This is a genomic window from Plantactinospora sp. KBS50, assembly GCF_002285795.1.
GTDB lineage: Bacteria > Actinomycetota > Actinomycetes > Mycobacteriales > Micromonosporaceae > KBS50.
The window spans coordinates 5,167,256-5,183,512 of sequence record NZ_CP022961.1; the positions used below are offsets into that span (position 1 = coordinate 5,167,256).

Genomic DNA, 16,257 nt, shown 5'->3' on the forward strand with positions numbered 1-16,257 from the left:
CCGCCCGCTCGTTGGCCGGCTGTGACGGGCCGGACCCGTCCGGTTCTACTCGGGCGGGTCCGCCCTTTCTTCCGGAGGCTCGCCGGTGATGGCCGGGTCGTCGCCTGGTGCCGCCAAGAATACCCGCCGGCCCGCCCGGCGGGCCGGCATTCCGGCCCCGCCCAGCCCTGCCGGCCCACCCTGCCCGGCCCTGCCCGCCCGCTCCGCCCGGCCGGGTCAGCCTCGGGCGGCCGGCAGCGTCGTGCTCCACAGTGACGCGCCGTCCCGGTCCCGCAGGTGCACGGTCAGCGCCCCCGACCCGCCGTCGATCGACACCTCACCGAAGTGCTGGTACCCCTCGGCCGGGGAGGTGTTGGCCCGCGGCGGCGCGTGCACGAAGACCGCCTCCGGGCCGAACGTCCCGTCCAGGGCGTTCGGGCCGAAGGCGCCGGCGTGCGCCGGCCCGGAGACGAACTCCCAGAACGGCGCGAAGTCACCCACCGCCGCCCGGGCCGGGTCGTAGTGGTGGGCCGCGGTGTAGTGCACGTCGGCGGTGAGGAAGACGATTCCGGTCACCCCGGCCCGGTGCGCCTCGCGGAGCACCTCGGCGAACTCCAGTTCCCGGCCGAGCGGCGCGCCGTCGTCGCCCTGCGCCACGCCCTCCTGGGCGGCCGGGCCGTCGGGCACCACCAGGCCGAGCGGCAGGTCGTTGGCGATGATCTTCCAGGTCGCCCGGGACCGCTTCAGCTCCCGGATCAGCCAGGCGCGCTGCTGCGCGCCGAGCAGGCCGCGGCGCGGGTCGGGGTAGGTGTTTCCGTCGTTCGGGTCCTTGTAGGTGCGCATGTCCAGCACGAACAGGTCCAGCGACCGGCCGTACGACATCCGCCGGTGGATGCGCTCGCCGGCGGGACTCGGCACCCACTCGGCGAACGCCTGGCGGGAGCGGGCGGCCAGCACGTCGACCCGCTGCTGGGTGTACCGCGGGTCGTCCAGGATCTCCCCCGGGTACCAGTTGTTCAGCACCTCGTGGTCGTCCCACTGGTTGACCTGGGGAACCTCGGCCGCGAACGCCCGCAGATGCTCGTCGAGCAGGTTGTAGGCGAACTGCCCGCGGTACTCGGCGAGCGTCTCGGCGACCTTGCTCTTCTCCGGGGTGACCAGGTTGCGCCAGACCCGCCCGTCGGGCAGGGTCACCGTCTCGGCCAGCGGGCCGTCGCTGTACACCGTGTCGCCGCTGCACAGGAAGAAGTCCGGCCGCCGGTCCCGCATGGCCCGGAAGATCCGCAGGCCGCCGAAGTCCGGGTCGATCCCCCAGCCCTGGCCGACGATGTCGCCGGTCCAGACGAACCGTACGTCGGCCCGCCGGCCGGGGGCGGGAGCGGTACGCAGGATGCCGGTCAGCGGCTCGCTGCACAGCCCCGGCCGGTCCAGGCTGGCCGCCCGGACCCGGTAGTGCAGGCGCTCGCCCGGCGGCAGGTCGGTCAGCCGGAGCTTGCCGGTGAAGTCGGACCCGGGCGCCAGCAGCGGTCCGCGCAGTCGACGGGCGCCCCGGAAGTCCGGCCGCCGGCTCACCTCGACCAGCAGCCGGCTCGGCCGGTCCGCCCGGGTCCAGACCAGCGCCGAGTCGGCCGTGGCGTCGCCGGACTGCACGCCGTGGGTCAGCACCGGCCGGTCCCGCGGGATCCAGGCCGGTCCGGCGGCGGGACCGGCGAGGGACCCGGCCGCGGAACCGGCGGTGGCATCGGCAGCGGATCCGGCGGCGGATCCGGCGCGGGCGAACAGGCCGGCACCGGTCAGTCCGACGCCGGCCGCCAGGCCGGTGCGGAGCAGGGTACGTCGATCGAGAGAGCTCATTCCGGTCCTCCGGGGGCCGTCGATGGCGGACCCCAGAGGTCTATCGAGCCCAGGTGCACCGGTGGCACGCGCCGGATGGCCGGCGGCGGAACCCGACGGGAACGGCCGGCGGGCTCAGCCCAGGTCGGGGAACCAGAGGGCGATTTCCCGCTTGGCGCTGTCGGGCGAGTCGGAGGCGTGCACCAGGTTCTCCCGGTTCGACAGGGACAGGTCGCCGCGGATGGTGCCGGCCGCCGCCCGCCGCCCGTCGGTGGCGCCGACCAGGCCGCGGATCACCTCGATCACCTGATCGCCGCCGACCACCAGCGCGACCATCGGACCGGAGGTCATAAACTGCTTGAGCGGCGGGTAGAACGGCTTCTCCAGGTGCTCGGCGTAGTGGGTGTCGGCGAGCTGGGCGTCCATTTCCCGCAGCGTCATCGCCTGGATGGAGAGGCCCTTGCGCTCCAGGCGTCCGATGATCTCGCCGACCAGCCCGCGCCGCACCGCGTCGGGCTTGATCAGTACGAGCGAGCGCTCATCCGAGCTGCTGGGCGCCACGGGGATCCTCCTGTCGGGCGGGACGGCTGCGGCCAGCCTACCGAGGCACCGGCATCGGCCGTACGGCGGGCGCGGGAGCCCCGTCGTACGGCGGGCGCCGGAACCCGGTGCGGGCGGCTGACCGGCGCCGACTCGCCCGCGGCACGCGGTGGTCGGTCTTTTCATTCCTGGCGCGGCGGGCCTAGCCTGGCATCAACCAGGGAGGTCCATTGTGGCGAACGGCCGCCGAGATGTCGCACCTGTGCGCAAACTGATCGCCGCGGTCCTGGGTACCGTGGCCACCTTCGTGATCCTGTTCGGCGCCGGGATGACCAGTTGGGCGATCGTCGCCCTCGGCGGCGCCCTGCTCGCGCTGGCCGTCGGGCTGGTCGCGGTGACCGCGGTCCGGACCGGCGCCCGGGCCTGGGTGACCGGTTTCGCGCAGGTCCACCAGGTCTCCGAGCCGCCCGCCGGCTACGCGTTCGGCCGGTGCGAGCTGCAGATCGTGATCGACGCGCCGGGGCTGCCGGCCCGGTCGGTGAAGGTGATCGACCCGCGCGTTCCGGTGGCGAAATGGCCCACTCCGGGGCAGATGCTCCCGATCCGCGTGGCGATCGACGACCAGCGGCACGTGCGGATCCTCTGGGACGACATGCCGACCCACGCGGAGGCCGCGGCCCGGCCGGACCTGCCGTCCGACTACGAGTTCGCCGGCCACGACGACGACCTGCTGATCGAGCGGGAGCCGCCGCCGTGGCTGCGCCGTGATCCCGACGACGACCTGCCGCTGGGCGACCCGGACACCGCCGACCTGACCGACGACATCCGCCGGTTGCACGGGGACCCGGTGGTGCTGCGGCACGGCCCGGGCGGCGCCCTCGTGCTGGAGGGCACCCTGGTCGAACACCCGGCCGCCCCGCTGCCCCGCCGCCCGCGGTCGGATCCACGCCCGTACCCGGAGGACGATCCGGCCGCCACGGAGTCGGCGGAGCAGTCGGCGGAGCAGTCGGCCGCTCTCGCGGAGTCGGCAGAGTCGGCGACGCAGTCGGCCGCCGCGGAGTCGGCCGCCGCCGCGCCGGGTGACACCGTGGGGACGGCCGCGGCCGGTACCGCCGCGGCCGGCGCCGGATCCCGGGACGGCGACCCCGACCTGGACCTGGACCGCGCCGAGGCCGCACAGTCCGGCGGCGACCCGGCGGCTGCCGGCGCCGATGTGACGGCCGGCGCGGCGGCTGGCGCGGCGGCGCCCGTCGGGCCGACGGTCCCCCGGCCGGCGCCGCCCGCCGACGACCTGGATTTCGACCTGGACCTGCCGATCGACGACCCGACCCCGCCGCGGACCGTCACCGGGACGCACCCGGTGCTCGGCACGACCGGCACGACCGGCACGGCGGCAGGCGGCACGGCGGCTCCCGGCACGGCTGCGTCGGATCCCGCGGCGGACCCGGCAGCGCCGGTCAACGGTGCCGAGCCGGTCAACGGCACCGAGCCGGTCAACGGCACCGGGGCCGCCGGCACCGGCGGGACCGGCCCGGTGGATCCGGCGGCCGGCCCGGCCGCGGCGGCCGGCGCGGCCGGCACCCCGGCCGAGACCGCCGACGGCGGCCCGATCAGCGGCGTGGGCGTCACGCTGCTGGTCACCGACCTGGACCGGTCGGTCAACTTCTACCGCGACATGCTCGGCTTCCGGGAGGTCGACCGGGGCGACGGGAACGTCGTGCTCGCCTCCAGCGGCACCCGGCTGGTGATCCGCGCGATCCCCGAGGTGGCTCCGGTGAACCGCCGGCTCGTGCACCTGAACCTGGACGTCAGCGACGTGGAGGCGACGTACCAGGACCTGCGTGCCCGGGGCGTCCGCTTCACGTACGCGCCGCGCACGGTCAACCGCGGACGCCGTACCGAGGTGGTGGCCGCGGCCTTCCGCGACCCGGACGGGCACGGCATCGCGCTGACCCAGTGGCGCGAGCGGCCCGCCGCCGCGCCCCGCTGACCCCAACTCCCCCGACCCCCGCGACCCCGCGCTGACCTCAGCTCTCCCGACCCTCGCGGCCCCGCTGACCCCGGGTCCCCCGACCCTCGCGCCTCGCCGAACCCGCTGACCCCCTCGCCCCAGGCGTTCCCGGCGGTCGCCGCGACCCGGCCCGGCCGACCCCACCCCGAGCGCACGAGTGTCGCGTCCAGGGCAGCAGAGCAAAGCGACTCGAACAGGCCCGTCGTGGGTGCCGCGACACGCCAGTTGGCGCAGCCCCAGCTGGAACAACCGCGGGCCGATGCCGGACACCCGCCGGGCGGACCACGTCCACCAGACGAAACGACGCCACGGGCCGGGACTAGCCGAGGATCACCCGGCGTACGTACAACACGTACGCCCAGACCCCCGCGAAGATCAGCCCCAGCACGCCCAGCGACCAGTGCAGCAGGCCGGCGAGCAGGAGCAGCCCCTGCACGGCGGTCCCGACGTGCCAGGCCCAGCCGCGGCGCAACAGCCCGGCGACCACGAGTGCGAGCACCGCGAGCCCGAGGATCACCGCGATGGTCGTTCCGGTCAGCCGACCGCCGAGCACCCGGATCGGCTGGATCGCCAGCAGCAGTACCAGCGCCTCCAGCCCGAGCGTCGCCGCGCCGAGCCCGCGCGTCGCGGCCACCGGGTTGCGCAGCCCGGACCGGCGTACTCCCGGCACCCGGCCCGCCGATTCCCGGCCGGCCGGCTCCCGGTCCCCCGCATCCCGGCCGGCCGCATCCCGGTCCGCCGGCGCTCGGCCCGCGGGCGCCGCCGTCCCGCGCTCACCGGCCGGATCACGCACCGGGCCGCTCATCGCTTCAACAGCCGTCGCGCGTCGGCCACCGTGACCACCGAGCCGGTGACCAGCACACCGACGCCGCTCAACCCGCTCTCCACGCCCTCCTCGGCGTGCACCACGGCGGACTCGATGGCGTCCGGCATCTCGGCCGCGATCTCGATCCGCTCCGGGCCGAAGATCTCCTCGGCGATGGTGGCCAGTTCCTCCGGCGGCATCGCCCGCGGCGAGCTGTTGCGGGTGAGCACGACGAAGTCCGCCACCGGCTCCAGCAGTTCCAGCATGCTCGCGGCGTCCTTGTCGGCGAGGACGGAGACCACCACCACCAGCCGGCCGAACGCGAACTCCTCGGCCAGCGCGGTCACCGTCGCGGCCATGCCCTGCGGGTTGTGCGCCCCGTCCAGCAGGATCGTCGGCGCGCCCCGGACCCGCTCCAGCCGGCCCGGGGAGCTGGCCGCCGCGAACCCCTGCCGGACGGTCTCCACGTCGAGCTGCCGGCTCGCCCCGGCGCCGAGGAACGCCTCCACCGCCGCGAGCGCCACGGCCGCGTTCTGCGCCTGGTACGCCCCGTGCAGCGGGACGAAGACCTCGTCGTACACGCCGCCCAGCCCCTGCAGGGTGAGCACCTGGCCGCCGACGGCCACCGCCCGGTGCAGCACCCCGAACTCGCCGCCCTCCCGGGCCACGGTGGCACCCACCTCGACGCAGCGTTCCAGGATCGGCCGGGCGGCCTCCTCGGACTGCGCCGCGGTGATCACGGTGGCGCCCCGATGGATGATCCCCGACTTGGCCACCGCGATGTCCTCGATCCGGTCGCCCAGCCACTCGGTGTGGTCGAGGCCGATCGGCGTGATCACCGCGACACCGGCGCCGAGCACGTTCGTGGAATCCTCGGCCCCGCCGAGGCCCACCTCGACCACCGCCACGTCGACCGGGGCGTCCGCGAACGCCGCGAACGCCAACGCGGTGGTCAGGTCGAAGTACGTCAGCGGCTCGTCGGCCTGCCGGTCCACCAGCTCCGCCAGCGGGGCGACCTCCCGGTACGTCGCCGCGAACCGCTCCTCGCTGACCGGTTCGCCGTCCAGCGCGATCCGCTCGCGCACGGTCTCCAGGTGCGGGCTGGTGTACCGCCCGGTGTGCAGGCCGAACGCCCGCAGCAGCGAATCGATCATCCGGGCCGTGGAGGTCTTGCCGTTCGTACCGGTCAGGTGGATAGACGGGTACGCCCGTTGCGGGCTGCCCAGCAGGTCGAGCAGTTCCTGGATGCGGCTCAGGTCGAAGACCATCCGGGTGAAGCCCCGGGCGTTCAGCTCCGCCTCGGCCTTGACGTACTCGACATTGCTCACGTTACCGTCCTCTTGTTCGCGACTGCGGGGCCGGCGGAACCGGCCAGCTCCTCGCGCTCACAGCGACTCCAGGGAGGCGCGGATCCGGTCCAGTTCGGCCTCGGCGGCCACCAGCCGGTCCTTGATCTTGTTGACGACCTGTTCCGGCGCCTTGGCCAGGAACGCCGGGTTGTCGAGCTTGGCCCGGGACTGCGCCAACTCCTTCTCGGCGGCGGCCCGGGCCTTGGCGAGCCGGGCACGCTCGGCCGCCACGTCGATCGAGCCGCGGGTGTCCAGGGCGACCGCGACGGTCGGGGTGACCGCGAGCGTGGCGGACGCCTCGAACCCGGCGTCCGCGTCGTCGAGCCGGGCCAGGGACCGCACCAGCGGCTCGTGACCGGCGATGCCGGCCCGGTCCAGCCCGTCGATCCGCGCGGCCACCCGCTGCGTCGGCCGCAGCCCCTGGTCCGAGCGGAACCGCCGGATCTCGGTCACCACCCGCTGCAACGTGGCGATCTCCTCCTCGGCCGCCGCATCCACCCGGTCCGGTTCGGCCGCCGGCCATGCCGCCGCAAGCAGGGTCTCCTCCCCGGTGAGCGCGGTCCACAGCTCCTCGGTGACGAACGGCGTGATCGGGTGCAGCAGCCGGAGCAGGTGGTCGAGCACGTGCCCGAGCACCCGCCGGGTGACCGCGGCCGGTTCGCCACCGGCCGCCAGCACCGGCTTGGCCAGCTCCACGTACCAGTCGCAGACGTCGTCCCAGGCGAAGTGGTACAGCACGTCGCACACCTTGGCGAACTCGTACGCCTCGAACTGGTCGTCGACCTCGGCCACCACCCGCTGCAACCGGGACAGGATCCACCGGTCCACCGGGCCCAGCTGCGCGGTCGGCGGCAGCGGACCGGTCACGTCGGCCCCGTTCATCAGGGCGAACCGGGTGGCGTTCCACAGCTTGTTGCAGAAGTTCCGCGACCCCTGCACCCAGTCCTCGCTGACCGGTACGTCGGAGCCGGGGTTGGCGCCGCGGGCCAGGGTGAACCGGGTGGCGTCGGCGCCGAACCGGTCCACCCAGTCCAGCGGGTCCACGACGTTGCCGAACGACTTGGACATCTTCTTGCCGTGCTCGTCGCGGACCATCCCGTGCAGGGCGACGACGTGGAACGGCGGCCGGCCGTCCATGGCGTAGAGCCCGAACATCATCATCCGGGCCACCCAGAAGAACAGGATGTCGTACCCGGTGACCAGGACGCTGGTCGGATAGAACTTCGCCAGGTCGGGCGGCTCCGCCGGCCAGCCCAGCGTGGAGAACGGCCACAGCGCGCTGGAGAACCAGGTGTCCAGCACGTCCTCGTCCTGCCGCCAGCCGGCCCCGGTGGGCGGCGTCTCGTCCGGCCCGACGCAGACGATCTCGCCGTCCGGCCCGTACCAGACCGGGATGCGGTGCCCCCACCAGAGCTGCCGGGAGATGCACCAGTCGTGCATGTTGTCCACCCAGGCGAAGTACCGCTTGGCCAGCTCGGCCGGCTCGATCCGGACCCGGCCGTCCCGGACGGCGTCCCCGGCGGCCTGGGCCAGCGGACCGGTGTTCACGAACCACTGCAGCGACAGCCGCGGCTCGACCGTCGTGCCGCAGCGCGAGCAGTGGCCGACCGAGTGCAGGTAGGGGCGCTTCTCGGCGACGATCCGGCCCTGCTCCCGCAGCGCGGCCACCACCGCCGGTCGGGCCTCGAACCGGTCCAGCCCGAGGAACGGTCCGTGCGCGGTGATGACGCCCCGCTCGTCCATGATCGTCAGCGCCGGCAGGTTGTGCCGCTGCCCGATCTCGAAGTCGTTCGGGTCGTGCGCCGGGGTCACCTTGACCATGCCGGTGCCGAAGCTGGGATCCACGTGCGCGTCCCCGATGATCGGGATGCGCCGGCCGGTCAGCGGCAGTTCCACCTCGGTGCCGATCAGATGCCGGTAGCGCTCGTCGTCGGGGTGCACGGCGACCGCGGTGTCCCCGAGCATCGTCTCGGCCCGGGTGGTGGCGACCACGACCTCGTCGCTGTACCGGATCGAGACCAGTTCGCCCTCGTCCTCGGTGTGCTCCACCTCGATGTCCGACAGCGCCGTGAGGCACCGCGGGCACCAGTTGATGATCCGCTCCGCGCGGTAGATCAGGCCGTCGTCGTACAGCCGCTTGAAGATCGTCTGTACGGCCCGGGACAGTCCCTCGTCCATCGTGAACCGCTCACGGTCCCAGTCGACGGAGTCGCCGAGCCGGCGCATCTGGCCGAGGATCTTGCCGCCCGACTCGGCCTTCCACTGCCAGACGCGTTCCACGAACGCCTCCCGGCCCAGGTCGTGCCGGGACAGCCCCTGCGTGGAGAGCTGCCGCTCGACGACGTTCTGGGTGGCGATGCCCGCGTGGTCCATGCCGGGCAGCCACAGCGCCTCGTAGCCCTGCATCCGCTTACGGCGTACCAGGCTGTCCTGGATCGTGTGGTCGAGCGCGTGACCCATGTGCAGCACGCCCGTCACGTTGGGCGGCGGGATGACGATGCTGAACGCGGGCTTCTCGCTCTGGGCCGACGCCCGGAAGACGCCGGAGGATACCCACCGCTCGTACCGTCGCTGCTCTACCTCGCCCGGCTGGTACTGGGCGGCGAGGGTCGGTGCGTTCGGCTGCGGAGCGTTCGGAGTCCCGGTCACTTGCAAAAGTCTACGGAGCGGTCCGGCGGACTCGACGCGCGCCACCAGCCACTCGCGTACGGTGGCGGCTATGGCCGCCCTACCGTACCCGGAACCGGACCGGCCCGAGCACGATCCGCTGTCCGTGGACGTCTCGGCGCTGGCCGTGGATTCCGGCACCAGCGCCGACGCCAGCACCGGGTCCGTACCGCTCGGGCCGGACCAGGCGGCCCGGCAGGGCTGGTCCCGGCGCCGCAAGGCGGTGCTCGGCGGCCTGCTCGGGGCGGCGGTCATCGCGGTCGCCAGCGCGGGTCCGACGGCCTGGCAGGTGGCCAGCCAGCGCAACGCGACGCTCCGCACGCCCACCACGGTGGCCGGCCTGACCCGGGACGACGGCCAGCGGGCCGCGGACACCGTCGACTACCTGCGCACCGGCCTGGCCGCCGACGTCCGGCTGGACACCAGCATCGGCGCGGCGTACGAGGATCCGGGCGACCGCCGGCACAGCGTGCTGCTGATCGGCGGCACGGCCCTGCTCTGGCGCCCGGACAGTGCCCTGGACACCGCCTTCGACCTGCTGTCCGACTCGACCGGAACGGTGAGCGGGGTGCGCGAGGTGCCGGCCGGCGAGCTGGGCGGCGTGATGCGGTGCGGCAGCACCGCGATCGACGACGCGACCCTGGCGGTGTGCGGGTGGGCCGACCATGGCAGCGTGGCGCTGGCGATGTTCCCGGGCCGCGGCGTCAGCGAGGCGGCCACCCTGCTGCGCCGGATCCGCGCCGGCGTCCAGTCCCGCGGCTGAGCGTCCTCGCGGCAAGGCATGGGCCGAAATGCGGTCAGGGCCACCCCGAGATGGGGTGGCCCTGACCGTTGAGGTATGTCCGGCGGTGTCCTACTCTCCCACACCCTCCCGGGTGCAGTACCATCGGCGCTGGTGGGCTTAGCTTCCGGGTTCGGAATGTGACCGGGCGTTTCCCCACCGCTATAACCGCCGTAACTCTATAAACCTGTCAAACAACCCAACCCCTGGCCCCACCCTCGCGGGTGGGTGGGTGGTGTCTGCTGGTTCAGAGTTGCATAGTGGACGCGTAGCATCTTTGTAGGTCAAGTCCTCGGCCTATTAGTACCGGTCAACTGAACCCGTTACCGGGCTTACATCTCCGGCCTATCAACCCAGTCGTCTAGCTGGGAGCCTTACCCCCTTCACGGGGTGGGATACCTCATCTTGAAGCGAGCTTCCCGCTTAGATGCTTTCAGCGGTTATCCCTTCCGAACGTAGCCAACCAGCCGTGCCCCTGGCGGGACAACTGGCACACCAGAGGTTCGTCCGTCCCGGTCCTCTCGTACTAGGGACAGCCCTTCTCAAGTATCCTACGCGCACGGCGGATAGGGACCGAACTGTCTCACGACGTTCTAAACCCAGCTCGCGTACCGCTTTAATGGGCGAACAGCCCAACCCTTGGGACCTGCTACAGCCCAGGATGCGACGAGCCGACATCGAGGTGCCAAACCATCCCGTCGATATGGACTCTTGGGGAAGATCAGCCTGTTATCCCCGGGGTACCTTTTATCCGTTGAGCGACACCGCTTCCACACGCAAGTGCCGGATCACTAGTCCCGACTTTCGTCCCTGCTCGACCCGTCAGTCTCACAGTCAAGCTCCCTTGTGTACTTACACTCAACACCTGATTGCCAACCAGGCTGAGGGAACCTTTGGGCGCCTCCGTTACCTTTTAGGAGGCAACCGCCCCAGTTAAACTACCCACCAGACACTGTCCCTGAACCGGATAACGGCCCGAAGTTAGATACCCAAATCAACCAGAGTGGTATTTCAAGATTGCCTCCACCCCAACTGGCGTTGAAGCTTCACCGGCTCCCACCTATCCTACACAAGCCAATCCGAATACCAATGTCAAGCTATAGTAAAGGTCCCGGGGTCTTTCCGTCCTGCCGCGCGTAACGAGCATCTTTACTCGTAGTGCAATTTCGCCGGGCCTGTGGTTGAGACAGTAGGGAAGTCGTTACGCCATTCGTGCAGGTCGGAACTTACCCGACAAGGAATTTCGCTACCTTAGGATGGTTATAGTTACCACCGCCGTTTACTGGCGCTTAAGTTCTCAGCTTCGCCCCGAAAGACTAACCGGTCCCCTTAACGTTCCAGCACCGGGCAGGCGTCAGTCCATATACATCGAATTACTTCTTCGCATGGACCTGTGTTTTTAGTAAACAGTCGCTTCCCCCTGGTCTCTGCGGCCATACCACGCTCCACCCGCAAAGGGGCATCACGCGTCCGGCCCCCCTTCTCCCGAAGTTACGGGGGTAATTTGCCGAGTTCCTTAACCACAGTTCACCCGATCGCCTTGGTATTCTCTACCTGACCACCTGTGTCGGTTTAGGGTACGGGCCGCTCGGGAACTCGCTAGAGGCTTTTCTCGGCAGCATAGGATCACTGACTTCACCTGAATCGGCTCGGCATCACGTCTCAGCCACACAGTGCGCGGATTTACCTACACACCAGCCTACACGCTTACCCCGGCACAACCACCGGCCGGGCTCAGCTACCTTCCTGCGTCACCCCATCGCTTGACTACTACCCGCCAGGATCCCACGCTCCCCCAACACGATCCGAAAACCGCACCAGGCTCGGGTGGTTAGCACAACGAGGTTCATCACGGGCGCTCCCACGCGGGTACGGGAATATCAACCCGTTATCCATCGACTACGCCTCTCGGCCTCGCCTTAGGCCCCGACTCACCCAGGGCGGATTAACCTGGCCCTGGAACCCTTGGTCATCCGGCGGAAGGGTTTCTCACCCTTCTTTCGCTACTCATGCCTGCATTCTCACTCGTGCCCCCTCCACAACTGGGTCACCCCGCTGCTTCACCACGGGCACGACGCTCCCCTACCCATCCACACACCTGCACACAACCCCACAAAGAGATCGCACGAGGCACACGCGTGAATGCCACAGCTTCGGCGGTGTACTTGAGCCCCGCTACATTGTCGGCGCGGAACCACTTGACCAGTGAGCTATTACGCACTCTTTAAAGGGTGGCTGCTTCTAAGCCAACCTCCTGGTTGTCTAAGCGACCCCACATCCTTTTCCACTTAGCACACGCTTAGGGGCCTTAGCTGGTGATCTGGGCTGTTTCCCTCTCGACTACGAAGCTTATCCCCCGCAGTCTCACTGCCACGCTCTCACTTACCGGCATTCGGAGTTTGGCTGATTTCGGTAAGCTTGTAGGCCCCTAGACCATCCAGTGCTCTACCTCCGGCAAGAAACACGCAACGCTGCACCTAAATGCATTTCGGGGAGAACCAGCTATCACGGAGTTTGATTGGCCTTTCACCCCTAACCACAGGTCATCCCCCAACTTTTCAACGTTGGTGGGTTCGGCCCTCCACGCGGTCTTACCCACGCTTCAGCCTGCCCATGGCTAGATCACTCCGCTTCGGGTCTAGAACACGCGACTCAACGCCCTTATCGGACTCGCTTTCGCTACGGCTCCCCCACACAGGTTAACCTCGCCACATGCCACTAACTCGCAGGCTCATTCTTCAAAAGGCACGCCATCACCCACCCAAAGGCAGGCCCTGACGGATTGTAGGCGAACGGTTTCAGGTACTATTTCACTCCCCTCCCGGGGTACTTTTCACCATTCCCTCACGGTACTATCCACTATCGGTCACCAGGAAGTATTTAGGCTTACCAGGTGGTCCTGGCAGATTCACGGCAGATTTCAGGAGTCCGCCGCTACTCGGGAACACCCACAGAAGACCACACACTTTCACCTACCGGACTCTCACCGTCTACGGTCAGCCATTCCAGACCATTCAGCTAGCATGCGGCTTTATCACTCCTCGCACGACTGTCAGACCGTGCCACAGGGTCCCACAACCCCGACCGCGCAACCCCTGACAGGTATCACACACGACCGGTTTAGCCTCAATCCGCTTTCGCTCGCCACTACTCACGGAATCACTATTGTTTTCTCTTCCTACGGGTACTGAGATGTTTCACTTCCCCGCGTTCCCTCCACACACCCTATGAATTCAGGTGCAGGTGACACCACACAACTGGTGCCAGGTTCCCCCATTCGGACACCCTGGGATCACAGCTCGGTTGACAACTCCCCCAGGACTATCGCGGCCTCCCACGTCCTTCATCGGCTCCTGGTGCCAAGGCATCCACCGTCCGCCCTTGACAACTTGACCACAAAGATGCTCGCGTCCACTATGCAATTCTCAACCAACAACCCACGCCACAACCCACAGCACCACACCCAACAACCACCCACCCCAGCCCACCCCCACACACCACACCCACCAACAGCGCAGTACACGAGAAACAAGCCACCAACAGCAGATGATCCGGTATGCAACACCAGGCCACGCCAGGCAACAAGACAACAACCACACCCACAACACACAGACACACACACGCGTCCACGCACCGCACGCACAGTCATTCCCTCAGAACCCCAACAGGGTGCCCCATCCAACCAGTGTCTCCGCCCCACAAGACCGCCACACCCAACCAGCAACACCCACCACCACCCCACCCCCACAACAGGAGGCAAGACACCAGCAGACACCACCAACCAGACACAACAACCTCATCGACCAACCCACAACAGGCCAGCCCGGACGCTCCTTAGAAAGGAGGTGATCCAGCCGCACCTTCCGGTACGGCTACCTTGTTACGACTTCGTCCCAATCGCCAGCCCCACCTTCGACCACTCCCCCGGAAAACCGGTTAGGCCATGGGCTTCGGGTGTTGCCGACTTTCGTGACGTGACGGGCGGTGTGTACAAGGCCCGGGAACGTATTCACCGCAGCGTTGCTGATCTGCGATTACTAGCGACTCCGACTTCACGGGGTCGAGTTGCAGACCCCGATCCGAACTGAGACCGGCTTTTTGGGATTCGCTCCACCTCACAGTATCGCAACCCATTGTACCGGCCATTGTAGCATGCGTGAAGCCCTGGACATAAGGGGCATGATGACTTGACCTCATCCCCACCTTCCTCCGAGTTGACCCCGGCAGTCTTCGATGAGTCCCCGGCCGAACCGCTGGCAACATCGAACAAGGGTTGCGCTCGTTGCGGGACTTAACCCAACATCTCACGACACGAGCTGACGACAGCCATGCACCACCTGTGACCGCCCCCGAAGGACCCCACATCTCTGCAGGTAAAACGGCCATGTCAAACCCAGGTAAGGTTCTTCGCGTTGCATCGAATTAATCCGCATGCTCCGCCGCTTGTGCGGGCCCCCGTCAATTCCTTTGAGTTTTAGCCTTGCGGCCGTACTCCCCAGGCGGGGCGCTTAATGCGTTAGCTGCGGCACAGAGAACCGGAGAGGCCCCCCACACCTAGCGCCCAACGTTTACAGCGTGGACTACCAGGGTATCTAATCCTGTTCGCTCCCCACGCTTTCGCTCCTCAGCGTCAGTATCGGCCCAGAGACCCGCCTTCGCCACCGGTGTTCCTCCTGATATCTGCGCATTTCACCGCTACACCAGGAATTCCAGTCTCCCCTACCGAACTCTAGCCTGCCCGTATCGACTGCAAGCCCACAGTTAAGCCGTGGGTTTTCACAGTCGACGCGACAAACCGCCTACGAGCTCTTTACGCCCAATAAATCCGGACAACGCTCGCGCCCTACGTCTTACCGCGGCTGCTGGCACGTAGTTGGCCGGCGCTTCTTCTGTAGGTACCGTCACAAACGCTTCGTCCCTACTGAAAGAGGTTTACAACCCGAAGGCCGTCATCCCTCACACGGCGTCGCTGCATCAGGCTTCCGCCCATTGTGCAATATTCCCCACTGCTGCCTCCCGTAGGAGTCTGGGCCGTGTCTCAGTCCCAGTGTGGCCGGTCGCCCTCTCAGGCCGGCTACCCGTCACCGCCTTGGTAGGCCATCACCCCACCAACAAGCTGATAGGCCGCGAGCCCATCCCAAGCCGAAAAAACTTTCCACCCCCACCATGCGGCAGAAGGTCATATCCGGTATTAGCCCCCGTTTCCGAGGGTTATCCCAAAGCCTAGGGCAGGTTACTCACGTGTTACTCACCCGTTCGCCGCTCGAGTACCCCGAAGGGCCTTTCCGCTCGACTTGCATGTGTTAAGCACGCCGCCAGCGTTCGTCCTGAGCCAGGATCAAACTCTCCAACAAAAATCAGAGAAAACCCCAGCAACAAAATAAATGCTGCCAAAAACAATAATTGGCACTGGCTAAACAAAACACCCTGTTGAGTTCTCAAAGAACAACCACACACCACACCACCACCCAAAAGGGTGGCGATCCGGGGTGATCGCGTCATCCTGCCGGTCGGCTTCGCGATCATCGATCGCACCGCCCGACGATCTCCGTGCGGACGCCCACCGTTACCGGCGAGGTCTGTCGGAGGGAGTCAGCAGACCGGCCGATCCTCCGCGTTTCGCGGCGATCCGCCCGGCTCCTGCCGGCTCGGAACACTCTACACGGTCAGCTTCGCAATCTCAAGTCCGGGTTTCCCCGGCGAGTGCACTGCCCGCGCCCCGGTCCAGATCCGCCGTAACGTCTCCGGCCCGGCGCCCGCGTTCTCCCGAATGTTTTTCCGGTGTCCCGCGTGCAGAGAGAAAGTTACGCGCCCTCGAATCGGCGTGCAAATCGGCGCCGGTCACTCTTTCCGGGTTCCGGTCCGGACAGATCGCGTTGACCTGCGCTAACAGCGGAAGACGGGCCATCCGGGCAACACCGGCGTGACGCCGATCTCATGTGGAGACCCGGCTCGGACCCCGGCACGCCGCAAGGCGTACCGGCGGCGCACCTCGGCACGGAAGCAAAGACGTGGGAGAGTGACGGCATGGCGGTTCCGGTGGTCCTCGCGTCCCCGCCCGACGAGGCGATCCTCGCGTTGCTCCTCCCCTTCTGGCAGCTGGTGATCGGCACCGTGGTCCTGGTCGTGCTCGTGCTGTCGGTACGCCGGCTCGCCCAGCGGGGTCCGTCCAGGATGTCGACCGCGCTGCTGGTCACCGGTGGCGCGATCGTCGGTCTCGCCGTCGCCGGCCTGCTCCTGCAGGGCCACTAGGGCCGCGAGGGCGTCCACGCCGGCGCGGCGTGATCGACGA

The 16,257-nt window shown here is 68.4% G+C and carries 8 protein-coding genes and 3 rRNA genes; 3 read left to right on the forward strand and 8 right to left on the reverse strand.

What is annotated here, in order from left to right:
* Positions 1–216 precede the first annotated feature (216 nt).
* Positions 217–1,833 (reverse strand): alkaline phosphatase, encoded by a 1,617-nt coding sequence (locus tag CIK06_RS22200; protein ID WP_095566433.1) that lies wholly within the window; start codon positions 1,831–1,833, stop codon positions 217–219.
* A gap of 114 nt (positions 1,834–1,947) precedes the next feature.
* A complete protein-coding gene (gene ndk / locus CIK06_RS22205; RefSeq protein WP_095566434.1) occupies positions 1,948–2,373 on the reverse strand; it encodes a nucleoside-diphosphate kinase in 426 nt (141 codons plus the stop codon).
* A 241-nt stretch (positions 2,374–2,614) separates the two neighbouring features.
* Here ndk and CIK06_RS31595 point away from each other — a divergent pair, with 241 nt between their 5' ends.
* Positions 2,615–4,342 (forward strand): VOC family protein, encoded by a 1,728-nt coding sequence (locus CIK06_RS31595; RefSeq protein WP_232533795.1) that lies wholly within the window; start codon positions 2,615–2,617, stop codon positions 4,340–4,342.
* A 340-nt stretch (positions 4,343–4,682) separates the two neighbouring features.
* Here CIK06_RS31595 and CIK06_RS22215 read toward each other — a convergent pair whose 3' ends face one another.
* The 3 genes from CIK06_RS22215 to CIK06_RS22225 form a co-directional block, all read right to left on the reverse strand.
* On the reverse strand, positions 4,683–5,168 hold the full coding sequence (locus tag CIK06_RS22215) for a DUF4233 domain-containing protein (RefSeq protein ID WP_095566435.1): 486 nt from the start codon (positions 5,166–5,168) through the stop codon (positions 4,683–4,685).
* Entirely contained in the window at positions 5,165–6,436 is a 1,272-nt protein-coding gene (locus CIK06_RS22220; RefSeq protein ID WP_095568044.1) for a folylpolyglutamate synthase/dihydrofolate synthase family protein, read from the reverse strand. Before CIK06_RS22220 ends, CIK06_RS22215 begins: the two co-directional genes overlap by 4 nt.
* Before the next feature lie 117 nt (positions 6,437–6,553).
* Positions 6,554–9,166, reverse strand: coding sequence for a valine--tRNA ligase (locus CIK06_RS22225; RefSeq protein WP_095566436.1), 2,613 nt, complete (start codon positions 9,164–9,166; stop codon positions 6,554–6,556).
* A 70-nt stretch (positions 9,167–9,236) separates the two neighbouring features.
* Between CIK06_RS22225 and CIK06_RS22230 the strand changes: the two genes are divergently transcribed.
* On the forward strand, positions 9,237–9,947 hold the full coding sequence (locus tag CIK06_RS22230) for a hypothetical protein (RefSeq protein WP_095566437.1): 711 nt from the start codon (positions 9,237–9,239) through the stop codon (positions 9,945–9,947).
* Positions 9,948–10,024: 77 nt separating this feature from the next.
* On the opposite strand, the gene rrf is transcribed toward CIK06_RS22230, so the two are convergent.
* The 3 genes from rrf to CIK06_RS22245 form a co-directional block, all read right to left on the reverse strand.
* A 5S ribosomal RNA gene (gene rrf, locus CIK06_RS22235) occupies positions 10,025–10,141 on the reverse strand.
* Positions 10,142–10,245: 104 nt separating this feature from the next.
* Positions 10,246–13,360 (reverse strand): 23S ribosomal RNA (locus tag CIK06_RS22240).
* Between the two features lie 443 nt (positions 13,361–13,803).
* Positions 13,804–15,319 (reverse strand): 16S ribosomal RNA (locus CIK06_RS22245).
* Together the 16S, 23S and 5S rRNA genes form the textbook arrangement of a ribosomal RNA operon.
* A 673-nt stretch (positions 15,320–15,992) precedes the next feature.
* On the opposite strand from CIK06_RS22245, the gene CIK06_RS22250 reads away from it, so the two are divergent.
* Positions 15,993–16,217: a hypothetical protein gene (locus CIK06_RS22250; RefSeq protein WP_095566438.1), complete on the forward strand. Its 225-nt coding sequence runs from the start codon at positions 15,993–15,995 to the stop codon at positions 16,215–16,217.
* The last annotated feature ends 40 nt before the right edge of the window (positions 16,218–16,257 follow it).

What these genes read in the sequence shown, in the direction of transcription:
- CIK06_RS22230 (WP_095566437.1), top strand. Translation starts at nt 9,237, where the DNA reads ATGGCCGCCCTACCGTACCCGGAACCGGACCGGCCCGAGCACGATCCG.
- CIK06_RS22220 (WP_095568044.1), bottom strand. Translation starts at nt 6,436, where the DNA reads ATGGTCTTCGACCTGAGCCGCATCCAGGAACTGCTCGACCTGCTGGGC.
- CIK06_RS22215 (WP_095566435.1), bottom strand. Translation starts at nt 5,168, where the DNA reads ATGAGCGGCCCGGTGCGTGATCCGGCCGGTGAGCGCGGGACGGCGGCG.
- CIK06_RS22250 (WP_095566438.1), top strand. Translation starts at nt 15,993, where the DNA reads ATGGCGGTTCCGGTGGTCCTCGCGTCCCCGCCCGACGAGGCGATCCTC.
- CIK06_RS22200 (WP_095566433.1), bottom strand. Translation starts at nt 1,833, where the DNA reads ATGAGCTCTCTCGATCGACGTACCCTGCTCCGCACCGGCCTGGCGGCC.